20 protein-coding genes and 1 pseudogene are annotated in these 25,129 nt (G+C 46.9%); 16 read left to right on the top strand and 5 right to left on the bottom strand.

Going from position 1 to position 25,129, the window contains the following annotated elements; genetic code table 11:
- Positions 1-11 precede the first annotated feature (11 nt).
- The 8 genes from AC1S8V_RS21945 (at position 12) to AC1S8V_RS21910 (ending at position 7,209) form a co-directional block, all read left to right on the top strand.
- Positions 12-338 carry a hypothetical protein gene (locus AC1S8V_RS21945; protein WP_482070751.1) on the top strand — a complete coding sequence of 109 codons (327 nt, stop codon included), beginning with the start codon at positions 12-14 and terminating at the stop codon, positions 336-338.
- Positions 339-374: 36 nt separating this feature from the next.
- Positions 375-776, top strand: a complete 402-nt coding sequence (locus tag AC1S8V_RS21940; protein WP_482070750.1) for a hypothetical protein — start codon at positions 375-377, stop codon at positions 774-776.
- Positions 777-1,031: 255 nt separating this feature from the next.
- Positions 1,032-1,505 carry a sigma-70 family RNA polymerase sigma factor gene (locus AC1S8V_RS21935; protein ID WP_482074543.1) on the top strand — a complete coding sequence of 158 codons (474 nt, stop codon included), beginning with the start codon at positions 1,032-1,034 and terminating at the stop codon, positions 1,503-1,505.
- On the top strand, positions 1,495-2,634 hold the full coding sequence (locus AC1S8V_RS21930; protein ID WP_482070749.1) for a DUF4179 domain-containing protein: 1,140 nt from the start codon (positions 1,495-1,497) through the stop codon (positions 2,632-2,634). The genes AC1S8V_RS21935 and AC1S8V_RS21930 overlap by 11 nt, the downstream gene beginning before the upstream one ends.
- Before the next feature lie 199 nt (positions 2,635-2,833).
- Entirely contained in the window at positions 2,834-3,877 is a 1,044-nt protein-coding gene (locus AC1S8V_RS21925; RefSeq protein WP_482070748.1) for a pectate lyase family protein, read from the top strand.
- Between the two features lie 301 nt (positions 3,878-4,178).
- Entirely contained in the window at positions 4,179-5,657 is a 1,479-nt protein-coding gene (locus AC1S8V_RS21920) for a methyl-accepting chemotaxis protein (protein ID WP_482070747.1), read from the top strand.
- A gap of 102 nt (positions 5,658-5,759) precedes the next feature.
- Complete coding sequence (locus AC1S8V_RS21915; RefSeq protein ID WP_482070746.1) at positions 5,760-5,927, top strand: hypothetical protein; 168 nt, start codon at positions 5,760-5,762, stop codon at positions 5,925-5,927.
- Positions 5,928-5,985: 58 nt separating this feature from the next.
- Positions 5,986-7,209, top strand: coding sequence for a GNAT family N-acetyltransferase (locus tag AC1S8V_RS21910; protein WP_482070745.1), 1,224 nt, complete (start codon positions 5,986-5,988; stop codon positions 7,207-7,209).
- Between the two features lie 93 nt (positions 7,210-7,302).
- On the opposite strand, the gene AC1S8V_RS21905 is transcribed toward AC1S8V_RS21910, so the two are convergent.
- Together AC1S8V_RS21905 and AC1S8V_RS21900 are read right to left on the bottom strand one after the other, a co-directional pair.
- Positions 7,303-7,668, bottom strand: coding sequence for a VOC family protein (locus AC1S8V_RS21905; RefSeq protein ID WP_482070744.1), 366 nt, complete (start codon positions 7,666-7,668; stop codon positions 7,303-7,305).
- A gap of 160 nt (positions 7,669-7,828) precedes the next feature.
- On the bottom strand, positions 7,829-9,481 hold the full coding sequence (locus AC1S8V_RS21900) for an alkaline phosphatase (protein WP_482070743.1): 1,653 nt from the start codon (positions 9,479-9,481) through the stop codon (positions 7,829-7,831).
- Positions 9,482-9,737: 256 nt separating this feature from the next.
- Here AC1S8V_RS21900 and AC1S8V_RS21895 point away from each other — a divergent pair, with 256 nt between their 5' ends.
- The 5 genes from AC1S8V_RS21895 to AC1S8V_RS21875 all read left to right on the top strand — a co-directional run bounded on the left by AC1S8V_RS21895 (position 9,738) and on the right by AC1S8V_RS21875 (position 17,394).
- On the top strand, positions 9,738-11,042 hold the full coding sequence (locus tag AC1S8V_RS21895) for a hypothetical protein (RefSeq protein ID WP_482070742.1): 1,305 nt from the start codon (positions 9,738-9,740) through the stop codon (positions 11,040-11,042).
- A 285-nt stretch (positions 11,043-11,327) separates the two neighbouring features.
- Positions 11,328-12,842 carry an AbgT family transporter gene (locus AC1S8V_RS21890; protein WP_482070741.1) on the top strand — a complete coding sequence of 505 codons (1,515 nt, stop codon included), beginning with the start codon at positions 11,328-11,330 and terminating at the stop codon, positions 12,840-12,842.
- 104 nt (positions 12,843-12,946) lie between these two features.
- The gene (locus AC1S8V_RS21885) at positions 12,947-14,203 is read left to right on the top strand and encodes an amidohydrolase (RefSeq protein WP_482070740.1); all 1,257 of its coding nucleotides are present in this window, start codon (positions 12,947-12,949) and stop codon (positions 14,201-14,203) included.
- A 589-nt stretch (positions 14,204-14,792) separates the two neighbouring features.
- Positions 14,793-17,036, top strand: a complete 2,244-nt coding sequence (locus tag AC1S8V_RS21880; protein WP_482070739.1) for a carboxylesterase/lipase family protein — start codon at positions 14,793-14,795, stop codon at positions 17,034-17,036.
- A gap of 145 nt (positions 17,037-17,181) precedes the next feature.
- Positions 17,182-17,394, top strand: a complete 213-nt coding sequence (locus tag AC1S8V_RS21875) for a hypothetical protein (protein WP_482070738.1) — start codon at positions 17,182-17,184, stop codon at positions 17,392-17,394.
- A 137-nt stretch (positions 17,395-17,531) separates the two neighbouring features.
- Here the strand turns inward: AC1S8V_RS21875 and AC1S8V_RS21870 are convergent, their stop codons facing one another.
- The gene (locus AC1S8V_RS21870) at positions 17,532-19,121 is read right to left on the bottom strand and encodes a choice-of-anchor I domain-containing protein (protein ID WP_482070737.1); all 1,590 of its coding nucleotides are present in this window, start codon (positions 19,119-19,121) and stop codon (positions 17,532-17,534) included.
- A 245-nt stretch (positions 19,122-19,366) separates the two neighbouring features.
- Here AC1S8V_RS21870 and AC1S8V_RS21865 point away from each other — a divergent pair, with 245 nt between their 5' ends.
- Together AC1S8V_RS21865 and AC1S8V_RS21860 are read left to right on the top strand one after the other, a co-directional pair.
- Entirely contained in the window at positions 19,367-20,326 is a 960-nt protein-coding gene (locus AC1S8V_RS21865; protein ID WP_482070736.1) for a helix-turn-helix transcriptional regulator, read from the top strand.
- A gap of 315 nt (positions 20,327-20,641) precedes the next feature.
- Positions 20,642-21,746, top strand: a pseudogene (locus AC1S8V_RS21860) (MFS transporter).
- A gap of 134 nt (positions 21,747-21,880) precedes the next feature.
- Here the strand turns inward: AC1S8V_RS21860 and AC1S8V_RS21855 are convergent.
- Both AC1S8V_RS21855 and AC1S8V_RS21850 read right to left on the bottom strand, forming a co-directional pair.
- Complete coding sequence (locus AC1S8V_RS21855; RefSeq protein WP_482070735.1) at positions 21,881-22,438, bottom strand: DUF1697 domain-containing protein; 558 nt, start codon at positions 22,436-22,438, stop codon at positions 21,881-21,883.
- A gap of 33 nt (positions 22,439-22,471) precedes the next feature.
- Positions 22,472-23,122, bottom strand: coding sequence for a hypothetical protein (locus AC1S8V_RS21850; protein WP_482070734.1), 651 nt, complete (start codon positions 23,120-23,122; stop codon positions 22,472-22,474).
- A 332-nt stretch (positions 23,123-23,454) separates the two neighbouring features.
- On the opposite strand from AC1S8V_RS21850, the gene AC1S8V_RS21845 reads away from it, so the two are divergent.
- A complete protein-coding gene (locus AC1S8V_RS21845; protein ID WP_482070733.1) occupies positions 23,455-25,089 on the top strand; it encodes a DUF1593 domain-containing protein in 1,635 nt (544 codons plus the stop codon).
- Positions 25,090-25,129: the final 40 nt, after the last annotated feature.

The raw sequence follows: 25,129 nt of genomic DNA, 5'->3' as shown, positions 1-25,129 counted from the left end.
AGGTCGTACATATGGGCTGGGAATATGGAATTAGAACAACGGAGCCCGCAATTTTACCTGAAGTCGTGAAACGTCTTGCAGGTGCATTAACGTTTACCGACATGTACAGCCTGGAACACCATGCGAACGGTTTTGTACTGAAACGTGAAGATCCTTCCTGGCCTAGGGCCCTTGAAATGTGGATAGAAGAGGCTTCCGGGTTAGATGAGATTGTGGATGGGGAGTTGTATGTCTACTGTTTGTTTCATATCTGGGACGAAGAGGCGCGGAGCTGGGTGCAACAGATGGAGCAAGAAACCAGGCTGTTTGATGGCGACTTAATCTGGTTTGAACTCTGATCGGTAGGAGGTTTACCTGAAACAGGAGGATCATATATGGCTAAAAAATCGAAGAGGACTATTCCTGTGCTCATGTATCAGTATCAAGGTCCGCAGCGGAATGTAGGTTTTGTATTATCCCCTTTATACATACAAGAATCGGTTGAAGTAGAGATGGAAGATATGCTGTTCATATATAATGAAGACTTTGACTTCATTCGTCCTGTATTGGATCGCGCATTTCCACTAACGGACCCTCGATCTGGAGAAGAGATGAAGGCATTTGATCCCTGCTGGGACAATCCGATTATGAAGGAAGTGTGGGTGGAGATTCTATCAGAGCTGGATCAACAGGTGGTTGCAGAGCCTGAATTACGGCTTTTTTTGAATCAGTTCACAGCTTGGGTGAGAAACCATCTGCAATGGGCTGACGGGATCGAAGTCACTGGCAATTTGTAAGTTAGTTGATCTTGGATTGTTCATGCGTATACGTATTTCAGTATATCGGCGGCCGAAGTCCTATGTAATCACGCTCCCTCATGATGATGGCGGGGCTTTTTTTGATGAACAAATATTAAAAACCGTTTGGTTTACTCGCCCGTCTTATACCACAGAAAGAGAGAGAAGGAGGGATGCGGGGTGGAAACAAAAGCAGAGATGAACCAGAGGATCTATGTACAGACCGAAGACGAGACGGTATTTGTACAATCCATTATGGAGCATCAGGATACGCTCATTTCCATTGCTAACAGTTACCTGCGTAACCGGCAAGATGCGCTGGAAGCGGTACAGGAGATGACGTGCCGGGCTTGGATCAAGCGTCGTACGCTGAAGAATGAGAAGGCGTTCAAGTCGTGGATCATTCGGATTCTGATCTATGTCTGCATCGATGAACAGAGGCGCCGCAAGCGGGCGACACCTCTGGCCAAGGAAGATCTGGAGGATAGTATTCCATCGTCTTGGATGATCAGTGTCGATGATAATCGAATTGTCATGGAATCTCTTTTGCAAAAGGTGAAACCACAATATCGCCATGTATTATTGCTGAAATATTATAACGACATGACACTGACGGATATTGCCTCCATCCTCGGCAAACCGGAAGGTACGATCAAGACCTGGCAGCACAAGGGACTCCAACAGTTGCGCAAGTTGATGAAGAACAGGAGGGATTGGCATGACCACTAACCCGGAGGAAAAAGCACTTCTTGCAGACGCATATCAGGTGAAAAGAGAGAAACAGCAATGGAATCAGGCGGACACGACGGCTGCAATTCAACGTGGTCTCGCGAAGGCCAGAACAAGACGATCAGGTAGGGCCTTTCGTGTCAAATGGATCACGGCAGTGCTGGTCACGACCCTGGCTGCGGGTTGGTTTCTTATGGGTCCGCTTGGAAACTACGGGCAACAACCGGCAACATATACTGAGCCTGTAATCCATTGGGGAATACTCGAACCCTTTCGTGACATCTCAACCGATATGGAAAAGACTACGATTACATCAGCACTCAATAATGGTTATGTGCAACTTGTGGATCGGACGGTTACATCAGGCATATATCACTTTACCGTGAATGCGGTTATGGCGGATGAGAACAGGATAACCGTATTGTATACCGCCAGAACGGATGCTCCGCAAGAGATTTATTCGATCGTCAATACCAAGATGACGGATGCAAGTACAGGTTACGTCCTTGATAACGGAAACATAGGAGGCGTGCACTTCTCGAATGATAAACATACCATTTATGGTCGAAGTACACTTGAGCGAAATCGAAACAAACCGTTGCCGGAGCAAGTGAATCTTCAATTCCAGCTTTCTTCTGTTGTTCCAAATGCGGTGGAATATTCAGAAAACGGGGAAAAGGAACGGAAATATCAATTTTCCAAAAAAATGAGTATTTCTTTCGCTCTGGATCCCAAGTTTTCCATCCCCAAAACGGAAATCATCAACGTTAATCGTTCTTTTACCGTTGGGGGTCATGAAGTTATGTTATCAGAAGTGGAATTATCACCGCTTGTGACTCGAGTTAGATTTGTTTATGAGCCGGAGCAAGAGATCGATTACAAAACGAAGTTGTCGATCAGTGAGGTAGTCCAGCCTCTCGAGATTGTAACTACCACTAAAGACGGGAAGCAGACCAAGTTATCCATGGTAAGCGGGACAGGAACGGAGGATGGAATGATGTATTCATTCAGCAGCAACCTGCTGGACAATCCCGAGTCAATGGTATTAAAACTTCGTGGCAAACCAGATAAGGTCTATGATGATTTGCAGGAAGCCAAGAATGATGAACTGAAAATCAAAATTAAATAAAATAGGATCGATTGGTGGGATGAAGTCATGGCAATAGCCGTGGCTTGATCTCATTTTTTTGTTTTTTCACTATATCTGATCTGCTGTTGCACAAAAGTGAGTATTGTTGTCTTTTTGCAATTTTTGTATTGTCACAACCAAAGTTACACGATATAATCGAGTTGTCTTCGAGGATAATATTATAAAGGATGGTGAAATTTTGAAGAAATTTTCGATGCTTTTACTCGCTGTAACTCTATTGTTGCTAACTGTCTCCACAGCCCCGTCTACATATGGTGCGGCCAGTTATCCAAACACAGGTACAAACGGGTTGACTGGTTTTGCAGGCAGTGCCAAGAATGAAAATGGTGTATCCAAGGCAGCTACGACAGGTGGCAAGAACGGTCAGGTGGTTTACGTTAGTAATCTCAATGACCTGAGAACACATATGGCGGGCTCTACAGCCAAAATTGTCGTCGTTGAACAGAATATTTCTTCCTCTACGCTGCAAAAGGTTGAATTTGGAGCGAACAAGACACTCGTAGGTTCCTTTGACAAACATACACTAACGAATATTCATTTCAGATCTACAAGCAGTTCAAGCAATGTGATTTTTCAGAATCTGACCTTTCAACATTCAGCGAATATCAATGCTAATGATGATATCCAGATGTATATCACTTCAGGCTCCAATTACTGGATCGATCATGTGACGTTTGCTGGTCACAGCTACAGCTCTGGCGGTAGTGATCTGGACAAACTTCTGTATATTGGTGATCGCGCCGACTATATTACGATTAGCAATTCCAAATTTGCGAACCATAAGTATGGCGTTATCCTTGGTCATCCGAATGATGGTAACAGCAGTTACAATGGAGTCCCTCATGTGACGATGTCCAACAATTACTTCGAAAATCTATATGTACGTGGTCCTGGACTTTTAAGATATGGTTACTTCCATCTCAAAAACAACTATGCCAACAACTTTAATCAGGCCATCACAATTGGTGAAAAAGCACGGATTTATTCCGAAAACAACTACTTTGGTGCTGGCGCTGAAAAGGGCGGCATCTTGGATGACAAAGGAAAAGGTGAGTTCACCGATACGGGCAGTACGCCAGCTCTTAATAGCCCGACTTCACCTAAAACGAACTGGAGACCAAGTTCCAATTACAGTTATCAGGTAGAGAGCGCCAGCTACGCGCGTGAGTTCGTCACCAAGTATGCAGGTTCCTCCAATACGACACTTGTATTCGGAAAATAAGAGTTTGTCCTGTACATCCAGATTATGACCAAAGAGCCTGTCCTATACGCCAAACGTATAAGACAGGCTTTTTGTTTGTAAAATGATATGCCTGTATATCATTTTGCAATTCATATTCATTTTAAATTTTGAATACCGATATACATAAAGTAGCGCTGATTTCATACTTATGAAGTCAATATGTACTATGCTAACGCGCTGCGTATTTGAGATTTGCGCATAAGCAGGACCAAAGACTACTAGATGTAGTACAGAAAGGCCCTACAACTCACATTTAACCTACATAAAGGACGGGGTATGCATGGATCGTATGGACGAAATTATTTGGAAAAGGAACAAATTAATTGGTATCATTTTATGGATTATCATTGCCATTGGCATGGGTCTGGCTTTTATGATGCCGAAGTTACTTGTTTCCAATGGAGTAGCTTTAATTTTTGTAGTTTGGATGACATACGCTAATGCGAAGAAGAAACATATTCATACCATTCCATGGCTGATTACCGTATTACTGACAATATGTGGAGTCTATGTTGGTTGGGGAACAGTGGATCTCACGTTAAGTTTGGTTATAACGGCAGTTCTGCTTTTATTTCCTAACAAGAAATATTTTATGGTTGGATTTCTGGTCTTACTAGTCAACAGTGTTCTTCAATTATTTGTTATCAATACCGTTGATTCTGTTGAGCTGATAGGTAATATCGTCAATGTGGGACTATTCGCTCTCACAGGAGCCATTTTGATGCTGGTCTCACAGCTGAATCAAAGGCTCTTCCATGAAAGTGAAGTGCGCCAGAATGAGGTGGAGCATTCTAAGCAAAGAGTGGAAACCATGCTGGAACGTGTGAAGGAATCGGTCGAAGGTTTGTCTCGGTATACGGATCAATTGAAGCAAAAAGTGGATGCGACTGGCTCCATCACCAATGAGGTGACGCTTGGTTTCAGTGAGGTTGCGAAAGGCGTTGAGTTCCAGGCGACCAGTGTAGCCGAGATTTCGGAATCCTTGTCTGTGTCGGATCAGCATATCAAGGACGTTGCGTCCTATTCACGGCAGATGAAAGAGTTGTCCGCAAGTATGGCAACGAGCACGCAAACAGGAAGCACACAGATGGATCAACTGAACATTCAGATGCAAGAGCTGTATGAGACAATCGATACAACTGCAAATGACATGCGAAAGTTTAACGAGGAAAGTGAATCCATGACGCTTATGCTGAATAGCATAGCGGATATTGCGAGTCAGACCAACCTGCTCGCACTCAATGCAGCCATTGAAGCAGCTCGTGCGGGTGAGCATGGACGCGGGTTTGCCGTTGTATCCGAGGAAGTTCGCAAGTTGGCCGAGAACTCGGGTCAGTCCGCAAGTGATATTGCAACCATTCTGTCTCGATTGAAAGGACAGACGCAGGCACTGACGGATCGATTCGAACGCATTCGTCAATCGTTGCAACAAGGAAGAGATAGTGTGCAAACGGCAGATGAAGTGTTCCGTGCGATCAACAGTAACTCTCAGCATGTATTGAATCAAGCGACAGATATTGAGACTAGTTCGGCGACGATGAAGGAATCTTCCACCAGAGTTGTGAATGAGGTTTCTGAGATTTCGAGTGTGACTGAGCAATCCAGTGCAGCGACAGAAGAGATTCTGGCGAGCATGGAAGAACAGCGCAACCTGACACAGAAGATGGTAGAGAGCTTTGGAGAACTGGAGCAACTGATAGTGGACCTGAATGAATTGATCTCGGATCATCAGGCTTCTTCCGTTGAAAATAAACTTTAAGAGTATATAGTTGAGAGCCTGTCGGTGCGTATTTAGCGTGCTGGACGGGCTTTTTTACATCTGGAATACAACTTGAAAGCAGCATATTTTTCCTATACAGTGTTGTGTAGAGTATATGAACATCCCGAATGTGCAGAGATTACTCGACTGGATATGGCAGAACTGCTGGATTCGGACTACTGGCTGGAGATGGATGAAGATGAAGTCAACGAGAGAGAAGATGGACCGGCGTATCGTCAGCTTGCAGAGAAATTATCCCGGACAGGATAGCAATTGAGCTGAAATTAGTAGTTAAAGAGAAGATGCTACTTCATGGGGGAGTATAAGCTTGAAGAATAAAGTAATGAAAGACAGATCGGCCTGCGACGATCGTACATATGAGATTAAGAATGGTAAACGCGCTGAATGCGTGCGTCTATATGATCAGCATTCGATCAAAGGCATGGACTGGCCCGATACAGAGGACGGCAGATATGCAAGAGCCTATTTGGAACCCATTATGCTGGACGGGACCCAAAGTTATATGGCGAACGTGGAGACCACAATGCTGCTCGCCCGGATAGACGATCTCGTTCTTCCTTTAACGGTGAATGAAGCGGAGTACGACAATGCTTATGTGTGCTCCCCGTATACGCATTATGTAAGTTACGCCAAGCAGGAATTGACCATGTTGCAGAAGCCAATATTGGAAAAAGGGCTTTCTGTGCTGCTCAGTCTGTTGGGTTGGGGAATGAAGCAATCCCAGATCAACAAGGTCGTGCATGTGAACAACTGGCTGTTCTCCACGAACCTGTATCCTTCCATGTCCGGCGAACAGGCTGTTCGTATGGTTGAAGCGGTACAAGAGCGGTACCCTGAGCATACCGTCGTCTTTCGCTCATTGTGCCCGGAGCTTCACCCCGACTTGACGGAGAATCTAAGGAAAGCGGGGTGCAGACTGATTCCAAGTCGGCAGATCTACCTGTACCGTGCGTATGATCCGAATTTCGGCAATGCGAAGTCGCGCTGGCTGTTGAAGCGGGATGATCAATTGCTCGCCAAGCACGGGTATGATTTCGTATCCGGAGCGGATATGACGGATGCGGATATTCCCCGGATTGTGGAGTTATACAAGCTTCTATACCTTGAAAAATACTCCTATGACAATCCCCAATTCACCGAGCGTTTCATTACCGCTGCGATGGAGTCTGGAACGCTCATACTGCACGGACTGCGGAAGGAGGGGCGTCTGGACGCGATCATGGGTTATTTCTGTCGAAATGGAATCATGACAACACCGCTGTTCGGTTATGATACGGCGATCCCCCAGTCCGTCGGACTATACCGCATGTTGTCTGCATGTCTGATCGGACAGGCTCGCGAGAACGGCCATCTGTTACACGAGAGCGCCGGGGCTGCGCAGTTCAAGCGCAATCGCGGTGCTATGGCTGATTTTGAGTACTCCGCTGTGTATGAGCGTCATCTTCCGTGGGGCAGACGCTGGTGCTGGCTGTTGCTTGACCGCTTATTGAATCACGTAGGTGTGCCGCTGATGCGCCGCATGAAACTATAAAAAGACCCTATAGTGTGCTTACGCCGCCCTAGGTTGTGCGTGCAGGTTTGGCTACACGTACAACTGGTCATCGTGATACGTTCACTCGTTTAATTATGCATGCTCTGCGAGTTGTACCTCGAAGCCGTCAGGATCGGTAATGTAAATAAACCGCAGATGCGGATTGGGCTGGATGGGTCCACGCACAATCGGAATATTCAGTTCAGCCAGTCGCTCCATGGCTTCCTCCAGCGAGCTCACCTCATAGCCGATCGACACGCCCGCCTCTGGTTTAAGAACGGATTCGCTGCCCTCAATCAGTTCCAGCTTTGTTTCATTCTCCATGCCCAGCATGGCAATCTGCCGTCCGCGGCTTTCGAATCTGCGCTGAATTGGAAGTCCGAGCATGTCGTGGTAGAACCCGAGCGACTCTTCCAAATTACTGACTCTCAGCGTGATCCAGGTTAATTTGATCAACATGAGTGAATCTCTCCTTTTGTATCCTATTTCTCAACATTATGATCATTATACGATAAGCGGGATCAGGGACATACTGCTTATCAGAAAACAACAAAATAGCTGCCGAAATATTCGGCAGCCAAATGGTTTAATCTCCGGTAGTTCCTGTAGTCCTAACGTATTATTGGATCAGATCAACAGCCATTTGTGGAACAAAGGCTTCTACACCGTTGTAAACAATGACACCTTCCAAGGTTGTCTTCTTGCCGTTCACCAGTGCAATATTTTTGTAGATTTGCAGTTCCAGCTTGGTGTTTCCTTTTGTAACGAGGATCTTCGGATTTTTGGCATCGGTCAGATCCAGCTTGTACGTCGCGCCTTTGGCTGTAAATGCCTGTTTGGCAGGTACAAACAACTGTTTGCTCACACTGTCGAGATCCAGATCCAGTACACGAGCCATATATTTGGCTACATCCGTATTGTCGATTACCCCGAATGGACGGTCATTGTTCGGAGCATACGTGTACAACACAACATCTCCACCTGTATGACCACCAGTTGTCCAGCCGATCCCTGCACGTTTGCTGATCATTGGACCGATTGCGTAGTTAAGGCTGCCTGGTTCGGCTGCTTTAATAGTGGTAATCTCTTCGGAAGTCAGGTCCGAAATGCCATAGTATTGTTTCATCACTGCTTTGATATTCGTGCGTTTGGCATTCAGTTTCGCTTCTACGCCTTCGCCTGTCAGCTTGGCCTTTTTCAAAGGTCCGATAAATGTGGACAACGGCTCTTTATCGTATGTGCCGGACGTCGCGTTGTTACCAATGGTGAGTCCACCATTACCGTGGTCCGTAACAGCCACAACGGCCGTCTCTCCATCTGCTTTGGCAAAATCCATGGCTACTTTTACGGCATCGTCAAAAGCCAGCACGTCACTGATAATCCCAATCGGATCATTGGCGTGAGCTGCCCAGTCCACTTTACTGCCTTCAACCATCAGGAAGAAGCCTTCTTCGTCTTTGGACAGCACTTCAATCGCTTTGGATGTCATCTCGGCAAGGCTTGGCTGCTTAGCAGGATCACGGTCCATATTATATGCCATGCCCGTAGGTGCGAACATGCCCCACAGCTTGTTCGAATCCGATGCTTTCATTGCCGCCGGTGTAGTGACGTAATCGTAACCCAGTGCCTTAATGGAAGAAACCAGATTCTCGCCGTCTTTGCGCCCTGCTGGCTCAAGGTATTTACTACCTCCACCCAACACCACATCCATGCCATTATAGACTTGTTGTTTGCTGAGTGCATCATAGTTTTTACGGTCCGGATAGTGAGCAGAAAAGTCCGCTGGTGTGGCGTGCATAATCTCGGCTGTGGCTATAATACCGGTTGCTTTACCGGCGAGTTTGGAAGCTTCGAGTACGGATGCGACCGGTTTTCTTGCGTCTCCAGACGCAATCGCCTTCTGTCCAGGCATCGTAGCCTTGTCCGGCAGTACACCGACAAATCCGGTATGCGATTTATAACCTGTTGCAAAAGCTGTTCCGGCAGGGGCCGAGTCCGCAATCGGTGCGTCTGCAGAGTGTGTGCGAACCATACCACTTGCCATGGAGTCCAGTGTCAGGGAAGAGCCTTTGTACCAACGAGCCAGGGCAGTCGCATCGTTAGCCATGCCGTCAGGAATGAGGATAATGACATTCTTAATCTGTGATGCAGATGTCGTTAAGGTCGTGTCTTCCACAGCCCATGCTGCACTGCTTCCTCCGAGTGTAGCCGTAACAATCGTCGTCACCGCGAGCATCATTTTGGCTGCACGGATATTGAACCGGTTTAACATGAATGCATCCTCCTAGAATATATGTATAATTTGTTTTGTATCCAGAACCCAGTGTATACAACAAATGCTAAACCAATGTATGAAATGGATTAACGATATGTAAAATTTACGATTAATGAAAGATGCTGGAATTCAGGCAAACTGGACAACATGAGGATTTCTCTTGTATGTTAAGGAGAAAAATCGACTCGGGAATGAAAGCGCCAGAAGTTACTATTCATTTTGGCATTGTGGAGTGAAAGAAGGAGGTGTGTGAATGTATCGTATCGGAATCGTAGGGCCGAAGCCGTCCATTGAGCGAACCATGCGTGCGTTGCAGGGACACAGTCTGGGGGCGAGCTACGAGCTATATGCCTATGAACATGCAAGAGAAACGGGAGATATTATCAGACGAAATCGGGAGAATGTACACGGATGGGTATTTACGGGACCGATTCCTTATCTGAGTGCCCAAGCTGTACTTCTTGAAAAAGAACATGCGATATACTGCCCTCCTACAGGAGCCAGCTTGTATAAGGCGATGCTTCAAGCCGTCTACACCTTGGACAGTCCGGTGAAAGATATCTCTATTGATATGACGGATAACGAGAGCTGGGGGCTGATGGACAGCCTGGAAGAGTTGAATTTTTCGCAGGAACAATTACGTAAGTACGTGTTTTCCATCGATTATGATGTGGAAGAAATGATCGGGTTCCACGTGCGGCATTGGCAGGAGGGGATTACCAAAGCAGCGATTACATGTCTGTATGCGGTGTATGAAGGTCTGTTGGAACGCGGGGTACCCGTCTTCAAAATTGATTCAACCAAGCAGGAAACAGTGCAAGCCGTACGCATGCTGATTGAACAGATTCGCAGTTCCGCGTTCAAGGATAGTCAGATTGGTGTACTTATGATTGAGATCGATCGATTGCATGAAGCGGGCGAACAATCGACCGAGCGTTACCAGCTGCAACATATGGAGCTGAAGATCAAGGGCGTGCTGCTGCGACACTGTGAACAAATCGATGGATCTCTTCATCAAGACGGCACCGGAAGATACCTGATGTATGGTTCAAGAGGTGTAATGGCTCGTAATATGGAATCACTGCATTCAACCATGCATCAGTTGGAGCTGGATACAGACTTGCCCTCCTTTGCCGGAATTGGATTCGGGGAGACGGCGTTCGATGCCGAACGCCATGCACGCAAAGCCATCCAGTATGCCAAGGATGATGAAGCAGGACGGATCATTATCTATGAGACGGATGGAACCATTGTGGAGGCGGCAGGAGAGGACCAAGAATTATCCTATGAAACCTATTCCAGTGATATCCAACTGTTGGAGCAATTGAACAAGGCAGGCGTCAGTATTCGTACATTTCAGAAAATAAAGGCATACATACGCCGAATGGGAAAAGAAGAATTTACAGCCGGTGAGCTGGCTTCCGGACTCGCTATGACCATCAGGCACGTACAACGTATTATGGGTAGCCTTACCGCCTTTGCACTGGCCGAAATTGTTGGCAATGAGCTGAATACAAGGCGGGGAAGGCCTAGTAACCGTTATCGTCTCCTGCGTTAGGTTAATGAACATAGAACGAAATAATGAAACCGATGATGCAATCTTATGTCTCATGTCCGTGTGGAAAGGACAAGAACACAAGAGCGGCTCAGCGGTTTTTTTATTTCCAGTGTTAAAATACATAACACAGGTATTGAACTTTATGTGGAGTTAATTATATAATGTCCTAAAATTACGACATTTTCGTTAAATGTACGTTAATGATCTGCTAACGGGGACAAGACCTTCATCAGACTTGGTCAGTCTATCCAGAGGCAGTTCCATCACAGTCAGGGGGTAGTTTGCATGGTCAAAGCGGACAGACAGGAGAACACAGGACTTTTTGGTTGGGTAGAGAAAGTAGGGAACAAGCTTCCTAATCCGTTTTTATTGTTTATCTATCTCATTGTCGCCCTGATGGTTGCCACACTGGTGTTATCGCTCTTTAATGCGACGGCACATAACCCGATTGACGGGGAACAGGTACAGGTCAAGAACTTGCTAAGCAGGGAGGGGATTCAGTGGCTATTGCCGAATGTGGTCAAGAACTTTGCTGATTTCAAACCACTGGCTTCAATCCTGGCTCTGGTGCTGGGCATTGGTCTGGCGGAGAAGGTGGGGCTTCTCGAAGCGGTTATGCGTAAGATGGCTGTTCGGGTACCTGCGCGTTACGCCAGTTATCTCGTTATTTTCATCGCTTTCTTCAGCCATGTATCCTCGGACGCAGCGCTTGTGATCATGCCTCCGCTTGGAGCGCTGATCTTTCTCGCGGTAGGCAGACATCCGGTTGCCGGATTGATTGCCGCGATTGCTGGTGTCGGTGCAGGCTTTACAGCCAATATGCTCATTGTGACCACCGACGTATTGCTGTCAGGCATCAGTACGGAGATCGCGGCCTCTGTAGATCCCAATGTAGGTGTTACGGTTCTGGATAACTGGTACTTTATGTCCGCTTCGGTTATTGTGCTGACCCTCGTTGCGGGGTTCATGACTGACAAATTTCTGGAACCACGCCTGGGTCGTTACGAAGGGGAGCGGGTTTACAAGCTCGAAGCGCCGACACCTGAAGAGAACCGGGCACTACGTGCAGCGGGAATCGCAGCATTGCTTTTTATCGCCGTGATTGGATTCATGGTCGTGCCTTCCAATGGGGTTCTTCGCAACCCGGAAACGGGAAGTGTCATGGGATCGCCTTTCCTGGCCGGGATTGTTCCTGTCATTTTACTGTTCTTCTTTACCGTAGCACTGACTTACGGCATTAAACTGAAAGTGATCCAAAACCAGAACGATCTGCCGAAACTGCTCATTGAACCGATCAAAACGATGGCTGGATTTATCGTGATGGTATTCCCGCTGTCTCAATTCGTGGCGATGTTCAACTGGAGCAACATGGGCAAATTTCTGGCACTGACGATTACGGATTTGCTGGAAAAGACGGGCATTAACGGCATTCCGGTGGTGATCGGACTGATCTTCCTGTCGGCATTACTGACCATGTTTATCGCAAGTGGATCAGCAATCTGGTCGATTCTTGCCCCGGTATTTATTCCAATGATGATGCTGCTTGGATTCCATCCGGCATTCACCCAGGTTATTTTCCGGGTATCTGACTCTGTCGTTATTCCCTTGGCTCCAGTATCACCGTTTGTACCGCTGTTCGTAGGATTTCTGCAGGAGTATCGTAAAGATGCGAAGCTGGGAACGTATTATTCACTGATTTTGCCGTATTCGATTGCGTTCTTCTCGGTGTGGGTGGTTATGGTCATTCTATGGTACGTCTTCAACCTGCCACTTGGTCCGGGAGTAAACGCAAGATTGTAGGAGATCACAGGAGCAGGCTGGCTTAGTGACTCATAACGTTGAATGAGTAGTGTAGAACTGTATATACGATAAAATAGATAGAGGTTGAGAGAGGGGAATGACACATGATGGATATTATCGCGCTTCGCCGGGATCTGCATGAACATCCTGAACTGGGATTCACGGAATTTCGTACCGCGACCAAAGTGGTGCAGATGCTGACGGAACTTGGATATAGCGTCACTTATGGAAAAGATGCGATCGACGACACATCACGTCGGGGGCTGCCCAAGCCGGAAGTACTGGAAGATGCATATCAGCGTGCCCTCCGGGAAGGTGCAGATCCGGTGATTGTGGAGCAGATGCGAGGTGGATTCACTGCCGTTGTCGCTGAACTTCAAGGGGAGCAGGATGGGCCAACGACGGCATTCCGCTTCGATATGGATGCACTGCCAATCCGTGAGAGCAAGCTGGAACAACATGTGCCGCATGCGGAACAATTTCGTTCCAGTCATGAAGGTATTATGCACGCTTGTGCACACGATGGACATACTACGATTGGGTTGGCGCTTGCAGAACGGTTGAGTAACCGAAAGTTTGCCGGCAAGATCCGGCTGTTGTTCCAACCTGCCGAAGAAGGTGTGCGCGGGGCATATGCCATGGTCGAAAAAGGAATGCTGGAACAGGTGGATCGCCTGTTCTGTATGCACCTGGGTACCGGTGTGCCATCCGGTCATATCAGAGGTGCGTCTGCCGGATTCCTGGCAACGACCAAGTTGGAAGCACACTTCACCGGTGTATCTTCCCATGCAGGGGCTTCACCGGAGGAAGGGCGGAACGCGCTGCTGGGCGCAGCGACCGCCATGCTGAATATTCATGCACTTCCCCGGTTCAGTTCGGCAGATACCCGGATCAATGTAGGTATTCTGGAAGGTGGAACAGGAGCCAATATTATTGCTGAGCATGCCCGTATGGTTATTGAGACGCGCTCGACGAATGAAGAAACGAATCGAGAGCTGGAGCGTCGTGTGCGGCACATCATTGAACATAGTGCAGCCATGCACGAACTAAGTGCCACAGTTGAGGTCGTCGGCAGTGCCATCCCGATTCGATGTGATATGGAACTTGCAGAGCTTGCGGTTCAACAAGCGGAAGGCATCACTGGTTTCACCCATGCAGAGACCATTTCGGATAGTGCTGCTCTCGGCAGCGAGGATGCCAGTTATATGATCCGGCGAGTACAGGAGCAAGGAGGCAAAGCTACGTATATGATTGTTGGCAGCGAGTTGCCTGCGCCGCATCATCATCCCGAATTTGATATTGATGAAGCGGTATTGGCTCCGGCGGTAGAACTACTGGAAAAGTTGGCACGCACGCTGTAGAACACGAAAGGTGTAGGACAACAGATATTGAGGGATTAAGAGTTAGCATTTTAGATCATCATGTTGTAAGTTGAGTTTAAACCCGCATGGGAATTGCGGGTTTTTCTTGTTACCCCTATCAGAGATCGTATGCTAACGATTTAAAAAAAGGTATTGCGAACGCTTTCATTATATGCTAACATCACCATAACAACAGGATTGTAACCGTGTTTTAGGGCAATACCTGTGTCAGTTCATTCGTTGGTTTTTCAGTTATCAAACGATTGATTGCGTTTACATGATCATATGGAATGAACCTCATTCCTCAGGGTTGTTACTGATTGCAGGCAAAACCTGAATTGAGGGCAGTAGACCACGCTAAAGCGATGTCTGTTTGCCTTCGGTTCAGGTTTTTTTATATAAGAAAAATGCCTGATAGACATGACCGCAAGCGCCGTAGCAGAAATTTGGAGCAGAAAGGAGCGCAGCAGATCATTTTTTCTAAATAGAGATATAGACTCATTCAGACATTGGAATACTGACTACAAGATACGCATTTCCAATGAAATTATCCCATCACATACTATTTGACAGCGAGGAGATTTATGACATGAAAACCATTAAACGTTCGATTGCCGTGGCAACAATTCTGGGATTATGTGTAACCGCTCTACCGGCATATGCAGCAGGGGGCACAACATCCTCTTCTTCAGCAGCGATGGACAAGCTGATCCAATCCGAGCTTATTCGCGGTAGCGGTCAAGGCGTTAATGCGGCATATCTAAACAAAAAGGCTACACGCATTCAGGCGGCAGTACTTTACTTGCGTTTGTCCGGATTGGAGAAAGAAGCACTCGCCTATCAGGGAACTGAAACGTATGACGATGCGGCTCAGGCAGGCAAAGTATTGCAACCGGTCGTTGGTTACTTGAAGCAGCATCCGTATGTGGCTGAGATCGTGGCAGGAACGGAGAAGTTTGAACCTAACGCACCACTGACAGCGGAAGGTTATGCCGGAATGCTGCTGAAGGTGCTTGGTTATGAAGCGGGCACGGATTATGAGCAAGGAGCGGCTCCTACCTATGCGGCTGGGAAAGGAATCAAGGCGCTTCAAGGGAAGGGAGCGAGTCAACTTACCAACCGCCTGATGGCCGAGGCAACCGCACAGGCTTTGCAGACGCAGCTCAAGAATGGCAGCGGAACCTTGGAGCAGAGCTGGTTGAAACATAAAGAAGCCGGGGCGTTCCAACCTCAAACGGTGCAACAGACCAAATATGGCACGATTGATGGCAAAACCTATGAACAATATGGCACGCTCGGCTGGCTCGGTGTTCCTTACGCGGCACCTCCGGTAGGTGAACTGCGCTGGAAAGCCCCGCAAGAACCAGAGGCATGGACAGGCACCAGATCGGCTAAGGAATTTGCAGCGAACAGTTTGCAGATCTCCGGCAAGACTACAGCCGGAAGCGAGGATTCGTTGTACCTCAATATCTGGCGTCCCGACACAACCAGTTCGAAACTTCCGGTTATGGTGTTCCTGCACGGCGGCGGGAATATGACCGGATCAGGCAAAGATTTTCAAGGTGAACAGCTTGCACGGAGCACCAATAGCATTATCATCTCCGTGAACTATCGTTTGGGAGCCCTCGGATTCTTCGAGAATGCAGCGCTGAAAACAGGCAATGCCCTGGATGACTCAGGTAACTATGGTCTGCTCGACGCATTCCGTGCATTGGAATGGGTACAGGATAATATCGAAGGGTTTGGCGGAGATACAGGCAATGTTACATTAGCCGGACAATCTGCGGGTGCACGTGATGTGCTGGCAACTCTGATCTCTCCACTTAGCAAAGGACTGTATCAAAAAGTAGTTGCTTTCAGCGGAGGATTGACGACAGCATCACCGGAAGAAGGCGAGCAAAAATCCGAGGATGTACTCGTGAAACTGCTCGTGCAAGAGGGGAAAGCGGCTACCGCAGAAGAAGCAAAAACGTGGATTGGCAAGCAATCTCAGGCACAGCTGGAGAGCTACCTGCGTGCACTGCCTGCGGACAAGCTGGTGACAGCGTTTGGTGCAACCGCAATCCGTATGGAACCATTCCCGCATCTGTTCCGTGATGGCACAGTGATTCCAAAAGAAGGGTTTGACGCGATCAATAGCGGCAATTATACGAAAGTTCCTGTATTGCTCGGCAGCTTGGAAACGGAGTTCTCTGGCTTTGCCTTCGGTGATCCGAACTTCGCTCCATCCATCGCAGATGAGACTCTGTTTACCGATAAAACCAAGGCGGAGCAATATGCTGCTGCGTTGAAATATGGTAGTGAAGCTTATGCAGGCTTTAATGCAGAGCGTGTAGCGGAGCAATTGACGAGTGAAGCAGGTCAACCACCGGTATATGCGTATCGTTTTGCATGGGGCACACAACCTGGGGTCATCTCTGAGCGTTTGCTCACGTTACTGGGCGCACCGCATGGTGCGGATATGGACTTCTATACAGGACACGCAGACGGAATTGCTGCCTATTTCCCTGATGGGTACTTTAGCGATACAAACAAACCAGGACGTGATCAGTTGTCCGCCGCGATGGCAGCATATCTGAAGCAGTTCCTGTACACAGGCAATCCAGGTACGGGTGGATCACCTGATCTAGCGGCATGGACACCTTGGACGAAAGATGCTCAAGCCCCAATCATGCGTCTGGATGCGAGCAATACAACGGCAGAGATTGGCATGTCCACACAATATAATCAAGACAAAGAAGCCGTTATGGCAAAGATGAAAAAAGAATTGCCTGAAGAAACATACAAACTGTTGACGGAAAAAGTGTTCGCAGGTCGTTTTTTCTGGGAATAAGAATCACCGGATAGGAAGGTATATAGATAAATTGAAAGCCAAGGGAGCATGCTCTCTTGGCTTTTTATACTGTTCGTTATGCTTAAATATGGTATTGTTGTAAATATAAATTAATAAGATATGGGGAAAGGGGAAAACTTACATTATGGATGGAGCTAGTAATTTTGGTATTGCTGGAATTATAACGCTATTAATTTTCTTTATTATGATTGGTCTTGTATTATATCTGGTTTTCTATCTTGTGATGAAGAGGTCTGGTGTCAAAGAGGAAGTATCCGCATTAAGGATGGAAGTACGTGTGTTACAAGAGGAAGTAGAGCGGAACAGGCGGGAAGTGGAAAATATAAAGCTTCGATAACCGTTTGTGCCTACTATTATGTGGATACTTGGAATAGCGTGTGCAACAGTAGGAGAGGACAGGGGCTCTACACCCCTTCCTACTCAATACAGCGTGAAACTGCTCATTTCAGACTTTGCATACCGAGGGTGCTAGATCTATTTCTTGGCAAAAAAACTAAGGGTCCCGGTGCTTTCATCTGCACTCACAAACAGGCTGCGTCCGTTAACACGATGAATTCCCTCTGGTGATTCTCCGGCTGTAGGAATCAGACCCAGGTAGTCCGGATTGACCGGATCAGCAAGATCAAAGAACAAAATGGCATCTGCCCGTTCGGAAGCTACCGCGGCATACGTTGTGCCGTCTACAGTAGCAACGGTCAGGTTCTCGACTTCACTACCTTTGTTGGGGCTGCGATCATCCGGGTACAAGCCAACCATAGCGGTTGCCTCGTCAATGAGATTTTGGCTATCGTACATCCGCTTGCCTTGCAGATCCCAGACAGCAATATTACGTCCGCCTGCTTTTACACCATCCTCAAATTCATTCTTGCCCAAGTCCCCTTCATTAGCTGTCAGCAGGTATTTACCATCTGCCGAGAAAGCAATTCCATCCGGTTCATAACGAGCTGTCAATGTCTCTTTAAACTGAACGATACCATCATCTTTCAGATCCGCTTGATGTGAAGTAGTACCCAGAGCGAAGATTGAGCTGATTTTTTTTGTCTCCAGATCTACGATGGCAACGACGTTGTTCTCCTGTAACGTGATGGCTGCTGTTTTGTTATCCGGACTGATGGCAACATACTCCGGTTGTGGATCATGCGGATAGATGGCACCTTCTACATTGTCCAGAGATACTGGCAAGTTGGTGATTTCACCCTCCAATACGTTCCCGCCAGCAAAAGATACAACCATAATGCTACCCGGACGTTTGGTGTTGGCATAGTCAATTTCATCGGCAGCTGTATTCAACTCTTCGTCCTCTATGGCGATCACCGCATGTTGACCGTCAGGTGACAGTGCAATGGAGTCAGGACCAATACCGAGTTCATAGGTTTTGACGGTTTTGTAGGTTGTCAGATCCACAATGGCAAGTAACCCTTTGCTTGCTTCACTGTCCGTATCCCCTGTGCGAATAACAGCCAGACCGTATTTGCCATCTTTGGATACCGTTACACTGGTGACTTCAGCTTTGGCAGAGAGGTCATGGAAGCTGACCATCTTCAATACATTGATGTTTTTCAAGTCAGCAATGTCCAGCACGGAAATGCTGCCATTGTCCGCTTCGGTTACGAGCAGACGCTGTCCATCTGGCGTAGAGGCTGATATTTCTGCTTTGCCACCGGGCATCTGAAATGATGCGGTCTGTTCAAAACCGGTTTTATTTTGTTTCAGGATCAGTTGATCCGTAATTAATTTAAGCGTTTGGGGAGATACATACGTTGTCCCGTTGGTGATGTAGCTTTTACTGTCCAAAGGAGTTTTCACACCATTGATGGTGGCTGAGGACGTTCCTACAGGAAGTTGCACTTTAGTATCTGCGATCTGGATATCGACACTGCGACTGCTCCCGTTCCATGTGACCGTACCTTGCATATTTTGGATGGCTGTACGCAATACGACATGATCATCCTTGGTGGTTTTAGTTGCGTCAGCGGCATGAATCATTGATGTGTAGCTGGTTGCTCCTGCGGTAAGAATGGCGGTCATCGACAGAACGGCAAGCCATTGAGTTCTCTTTTTCAATGTTCCAGATCCCCTTTATCGTTTCGTGAGTGATGGTATGTACAACTGCTTCAGTATAAGAAAGAAACGTTAAGCAATGGTAAAAAGGCAGGTTGAATTGTGTAAAAGGTTAGACGGGAACCTTCATAACATATAGGACTGGTCGAAAAAAAGAAATTGCGGTAGAATTAATTGAGAATCATTATCAATTAATTCAGGCTTTCTTTACTGAATAGTCTGATCAGTTATAAGGCGAGGTGATTACCATGCGTACTGACGATGCATTAGGCGTCATGTATCAGCATTATTTAACCCAGGCCCCCTACAGTCAGCAAGATGAACATACATACCTGCTCTCTGCTAAAGTGGGCAGTGGAAGTATAAAGAGAGTGACCACATACAGTGGCATCGAGATTCTATGTTCTCATGTAGAGTACGATCAGCCATGCCCGACGTACTTTGCGTCCGAGACGCCCGTCGTGGAGTTGCAATTTGCCTTGGCGGGTCAACGGCAAGTGGATATCTCTGGTCAAGAGTATTCGTTATCGACTGGACAAGGTGCCCTCATTTTCATGCATGATTTCGAAGCGTGGTTCCATCCTCCGGCCAGGGAACCATATACTTCTTTTTCACTGGGGATTCCGGTGTCTCTGTTCAATTATGCGGCGGCACAACTGGGCAGTTTCAAGCCTATTGATTTTAAACAGGTGTTGGGACGAAAGGTGTTCAAGCCGAATGTATTTCAACTGGATAACCGGATACGAACGATGATTGACAGTCTGATTGTGGAATTAAACAACAGTTACCGATCATCCTTAATGATGGAAGCGACAGCCTTGGAGATCTTGAATCGATTTATGATCCAACTGTTTGAGCTTGCACCAATCCCCACGGGATTCTCCAGAGAGGACATCCGGAAGTTACATACGGCACGGGAGATTATGGAGGCCTGCATGGTAGATCCTCCATCTTTGCTAGCATTGTCCAGACAGGTGGGTCTTAACGATTTCAAATTAAAAAAAGGATTCAAGGCGCTTTTCGGAAGCACGGTCTTCGAATATTTGCGTCAGGTTCGACTGGACAGCGCCATGAAGTTGCTGCGCAATCAGGATAACAACGTCACCGAGGCCGCGATTGCGGTCGGTTACAGTAATGTCAGTGCCTTTTCGCAGCAATTTTATCGCAAATTCGGCGTGAAGCCTTCCGAGATGAAAAAGATTTATTAAATAAGATGAACTGAAACATTACACGAGAACGAAGAGTGCAGAACCAGTCTGGAGAAGCGGAGCGTTCGCCTTTATCAACGGATTTTTCCCATCATAGAAGGGAATCATAGAAATCCGGTGATAACAGCGATCGGAAGATGGTACTGCAATCGTAGTGGTCTGGTGTAAAGTTATAAGAGTTAATCTTATATAAAATAAGATTAATAAATCCGCTTTGCCGTGAATTGTTCCGTATAGAGGCAGTGGGGATTCATTCCGCCTTGTATACTCCAGGTACAGTGGATACTGTACTGAAATATAGAGGAGTGTATAAGCATGAACCGAATCAGAGGAAGTATTTTTTTTAGCGTATTTGCGGCCATGTTGGGTCTGATGCTGATTGCACCCATCATGCCACCGCTTATTCGCGAGTTAGGCATGAAAGAAAGTCATTCCGGTCTTATTATCTCGCTTGGGTCCATTATGATGGCTGTTATGGCTCCGGTATGGGGAATTGAATGCATGGATCGGAGGAGGCGTATTGCTTACCCTTCTGATTGTGACGCGCAGTCTGATCGGCATGTTTATTCCTGCCGTGCTTTCTTCTGCTCAAGCCTACATGGGTGATGTGACAGAAGGGGAGGAGCGGGGAAGCGGGATGGCCATTATCAGCGCTGCGAATGGACTTGGCCTTGTATTTGGACCCGCCATTGCAGGAGCATTTACGATCATCGGTCTGCTGTGGCCGCTTTATTTTGGTATTTTTATAGCGATCGCTGCATTTATTATCGCCTTGTTATTAATTCCAGCAGCCAAACCGGTCATTCAGGCAAAGCCGCCTAAAGTCAACCCGTTCCAACGTGGATTACGAATGTATCTTGTTGCGGGCTTGGTTACGATGATTGGCATCATGACATTGCAGGTTGTCGGAGGATTTTATTTTCAGGATCAACTGTCTCTATCCCCGGCGGCTACGGCTCGAATGGTTTCGTTTGGACTCATGTTCTCTGGAGCAGCGATGTTGATCATGCAGGTCATTCAGATGAAGTGGTTGAAATGGCAGCCACGTCCGATGATTTTGCTCGGGTCCCTTTTTCTGATCGCAAGCATGATCCTGTTTTTGGTCTTCAATGTGTTTTCCATGTATTATTTCTCATTCTTCCTGTTTGGCATGGGTTCGGGTCTGATGATGCCGGGGTTTATGGCAGGTGCTTCGCTGGCAGTTAGCAAAGAACAGCAGGGAGGTGCCGCGGGATTGGTAGCAGCGATTCAGGGGATATCCGCCGTCATTACGCCTTTACTTACAACAACACTCTATCAGGTGGACAAACATGTTCCATTTATGCTCGTAGCTGTTCTAGTTCTCTTGCTGGCAATCATGATGCTGGGAATGAGGAAAAATCAATCCAATATTGTAGCGGACGCCATTCATTCGTTATAGTCAGACAAAGTCAGAAGGTAAAATAAGTCAGAATAAATGTGAAAGCATGAAGACATCCATAAGGATGTTTTCATGCTTTATTTTTCGCTGAATTAGACGAGATATAATTGAATATCAATGTTGCTGGGTCCGATTTATTTCTCTGCTGCTGCCTGCATTAGTGCATAGATCTTACGTGTGGTATTCACGTTTCTTACGGTCATATAGGCATAGACTTTGGACCCCACAAGCTTGTTCATGCCACTTTTGGATGCATCTTCTCTGCTGACTGAATATAAAATGGCTCCGGGAACATAGATCAGTGTACCGATTTCCGGTTTGATGGGCAGTTTGTCCAGTACGGAGGGCTCATTGATCTCATCCCAAAGGAACAGTACATCACTTTTGGCCGTGTCATCATTCACCCATTCTGCCGGTAGCGCCTGAATCACGCTTTGGATTTCATTCATATTGCGCACCATCACCCTGATCTGTAAGCCGAAATCGGCGGCGATGGCCTGTTCTAACACATGGGATATCTCCGCATTTGCATTGGCACGTTCCTGATGATCGGCAAAAATAATATTACCAGAGTTGATGTATGTAACGACATCCAGCATGCCTGCTTGTTCAAACGTTTCTTTCAGTTGCTTCATATTAATTTTATTGTTCCCGCCTACATTAATGCCCCGCAGCAAGGCTACATAGTTCATATGGAGCTCCTCCATTATCTTTTATTCAACGATTTAACAAAATGACAGATACTCAAAGAGATGTGCAGTATACTCTTCTCCCAATAGATCCTGCAATAAAGGTTCCACATGCTCCAGATACTCGGGCCTGGTTTCATAGGTTTCTTCATCTTTCAATTCTCCGGCATAAGTTCTTGCCACTTCAATCAGGATGGCTAGTGCACTGAAAAAGTCTGACAGTGAATCAGCAACACAGTTTGGTTCTCCACCTGTAAAAGCGGCGTATACGGGAGAGTTCGGTGCTTCCACATCTACAATTAACGGATCATCGTTAAAGTTTGCGATGACGACGTGATTTTTTGGCCAAGTGGAGGACTCCTCATAAGGTTCATTCATGCCAATCCAGCGGAACCCCAGTTGCTGACGAAGCAGATGTTCAGGTGCAACAAAGGAGATCAGTGCGGCATCACCGATTTCAACGCCGGCATTTTTCATTTTGAGTGTACCTTCAGCTTGGGCATCTATCATTTCATAATGACTGTACAGATACTGAAGTTCTGGAGAAAGAGGTATTCGAGTATCCACTTCCGGCTGGTGATGTTGTTCGCGGGGACGCAGATCATGATTTTTGAAAAGTCCATAAGCTTCATTATATAAATCCTGCTGTTCCACAAAACGGCTCAAAGCCGCATCCAGTTGTTGCATGATGTCTGAGTCCTCCTAATAACATTGATATAGTAACAGGCCGATTCGTTTGATTTTTGGCTATAAGCATTATACTATATTAAAGATAAATTCAAAAAAACATTTGAATACGTTTACATTCGTGAGTGGACATGGTATACTTTCACTCAAATAAGGATTGTTACTGCTTCGGGCAGGCAAAACCTGAACAGCACTATGCGTGGACTTTGTTCCATTCATAATGTTGTTCGGGTTTTTTTGCATTCTACGGTCCATATTAAGGATAGAAAAACAGAGGACGTACTTATTCCAACCCAACTAACATCACGCTGTACAGAAGAAAGGGGAGCATTATGAACAAAAGAAAATGGTTAAACAGTCTTGCCGCAGGTTGTCTTAGTATGATTCTGGTGATTAGTGGGTGCGCATCCAAAGCGCCACAAACCGGGAGTGACACACCGAATCAGGCGACAGAGCAGGCGGAAAATGAATCCCAGGAACCTGCAAACAACCAGGCTGCCAAAGGTAGAACAGTTATTACAACCGACGGTGAAGTGGATGATATGAACTCGGTCATTCGTTTCCTCTTGTATTCGAATGAGATGGATCTCGCCGGAATTGTACTGACCAGTTCGGTGTATCATTATGCCGGAGACGAGGAAGCTGGAATCGAACCTTTCCGCTGGACAGGCACACAGTGGGTGTACGACATGATCGATGCCTATGGCGAAATCTATCCAAACTTGTCCAAACATGCGGAGGGCTATCCGGAGCCGGAACAGCTTCGAGCGATGACCAAGATCGGTAATATTTCCGATAAAGGGGAGATGGAGAAGGAAACGGAAGGTTCCGAATTCCTCGAAACTCTTTTCCTCGATGATGACTCCCGAGACCTGATTGTTCAGACATGGGGTGGCACCAATACCACGGCCAGAGCGCTGAAATCGATTGAGGAACAGTACAAGGACACGGCTGAGTGGGATACGATTCGCAAAAAAGTGAGCGACAAACTGGTTCTGTATATTATTCTGGATCAGGATGATAGCTACAACGAATACATTGCGAAGAATTGGCCGGATATCCGTATTCTCAACGACCAATCGAACTTCTGGCATTTTGCTTATGCATGGAAGATGCATGCCGAGGAAGTGAACAGCAAGCTTCATGGCGACTGGATGGTCAAGAACATTCTGAACGGACATGGCAAGCTGATGGATATGTATGCGTCGATGGGTGACGGCAAAATGATCGAAGGCGAACTGGCCGAAGAACAGCGGGGAAGTGCTGAATATCTCAAGAACAATCCGCAATATGACAAATACGATTTTATATCCGAGGGTGATTCTCCATCCTTCTTCTACCTGATCGATAATGGGTTGCGCAGTATGGAAGACCCTTCCTACGGCGGTTGGGGTGGACGCTTTGGCGTCGTGAACGACAAGCTGTTTAGAAACAATGTGCTTGATTACGATCCCTACACCAAACGCTATGAAGCCGAATACTCTCTGATGAGATGGTTTGACGATATTCAGGATGATTTTGCTGCACGTGCAGACTGGGCAGTTGCAGACACTTACGAAGGGGCCAACCATAATCCGTCATTAACGATCAAGGAAGGGTTGGATCTAAGTGTTAGTCCCGGGGAGGAAGTTACTCTTCACGCGGAAGGCACAGACCCGGATGGAGATCAACTGACGTATACGTGGTGGAGATATTTCGAAGCGGACACTTATAAGGATTCCGAAGTAACCCCGAACAAAGTTCAGCCTGAAATGGCGGGTGATCTGCAGCTTGGATTGCATCGTGAACTTGCCAAGGATGAGCAGGCGGATACGATAAAATTGCAGGGCAGTGACACCGAAGCGGTGACATTTACCGTTCCTGACGATGCCAAATCGGGTGATACCCTTCATATCGTTGCCGAAGTACAGGATGATGGAGAGCATCAGTTGAAGCATTATCAACGTGTGATCTTAACCGTGAAATAAGGAATAGAGGGGCTGTCCCAAAAGTCATTAACATGGCTGG

Source organism: Paenibacillus sp. B46(2026), from assembly GCF_056786355.1.
Note: the sequence above shows the minus strand (reverse complement) of the source record. Positions and strands in the feature narration are given on the sequence as shown.

Bases quoted from the DNA above. Each gene is read 5' to 3' on its own strand.
- AC1S8V_RS21940 (WP_482070750.1), top strand. From the start codon at position 375: ATGGCTAAAAAATCGAAGAGGACTATTCCTGTGCTCATGTATCAGTAT.
- AC1S8V_RS21875 (WP_482070738.1), top strand. From the start codon at position 17,182: ATGGATGGAGCTAGTAATTTTGGTATTGCTGGAATTATAACGCTATTA.
- AC1S8V_RS21920 (WP_482070747.1), top strand. From the start codon at position 4,179: ATGGATCGTATGGACGAAATTATTTGGAAAAGGAACAAATTAATTGGT.
- AC1S8V_RS21890 (WP_482070741.1), top strand. From the start codon at position 11,328: ATGGTCAAAGCGGACAGACAGGAGAACACAGGACTTTTTGGTTGGGTA.
- AC1S8V_RS21850 (WP_482070734.1), bottom strand. From the start codon at position 23,122: ATGCAACAACTGGATGCGGCTTTGAGCCGTTTTGTGGAACAGCAGGAT.
- AC1S8V_RS21895 (WP_482070742.1), top strand. From the start codon at position 9,738: ATGTATCGTATCGGAATCGTAGGGCCGAAGCCGTCCATTGAGCGAACC.
- AC1S8V_RS21855 (WP_482070735.1), bottom strand. From the start codon at position 22,438: ATGAACTATGTAGCCTTGCTGCGGGGCATTAATGTAGGCGGGAACAAT.
- AC1S8V_RS21865 (WP_482070736.1), top strand. From the start codon at position 19,367: ATGCGTACTGACGATGCATTAGGCGTCATGTATCAGCATTATTTAACC.
- AC1S8V_RS21880 (WP_482070739.1), top strand. From the start codon at position 14,793: ATGAAAACCATTAAACGTTCGATTGCCGTGGCAACAATTCTGGGATTA.
- AC1S8V_RS21900 (WP_482070743.1), bottom strand. From the start codon at position 9,481: ATGTTAAACCGGTTCAATATCCGTGCAGCCAAAATGATGCTCGCGGTG.
- AC1S8V_RS21885 (WP_482070740.1), top strand. From the start codon at position 12,947: ATGATGGATATTATCGCGCTTCGCCGGGATCTGCATGAACATCCTGAA.
- AC1S8V_RS21905 (WP_482070744.1), bottom strand. From the start codon at position 7,668: ATGTTGATCAAATTAACCTGGATCACGCTGAGAGTCAGTAATTTGGAA.
- AC1S8V_RS21945 (WP_482070751.1), top strand. From the start codon at position 12: ATGGGCTGGGAATATGGAATTAGAACAACGGAGCCCGCAATTTTACCT.
- AC1S8V_RS21935 (WP_482074543.1), top strand. From the start codon at position 1,032: ATGGAGCATCAGGATACGCTCATTTCCATTGCTAACAGTTACCTGCGT.
- AC1S8V_RS21845 (WP_482070733.1), top strand. From the start codon at position 23,455: ATGAACAAAAGAAAATGGTTAAACAGTCTTGCCGCAGGTTGTCTTAGT.
- AC1S8V_RS21930 (WP_482070749.1), top strand. From the start codon at position 1,495: ATGACCACTAACCCGGAGGAAAAAGCACTTCTTGCAGACGCATATCAG.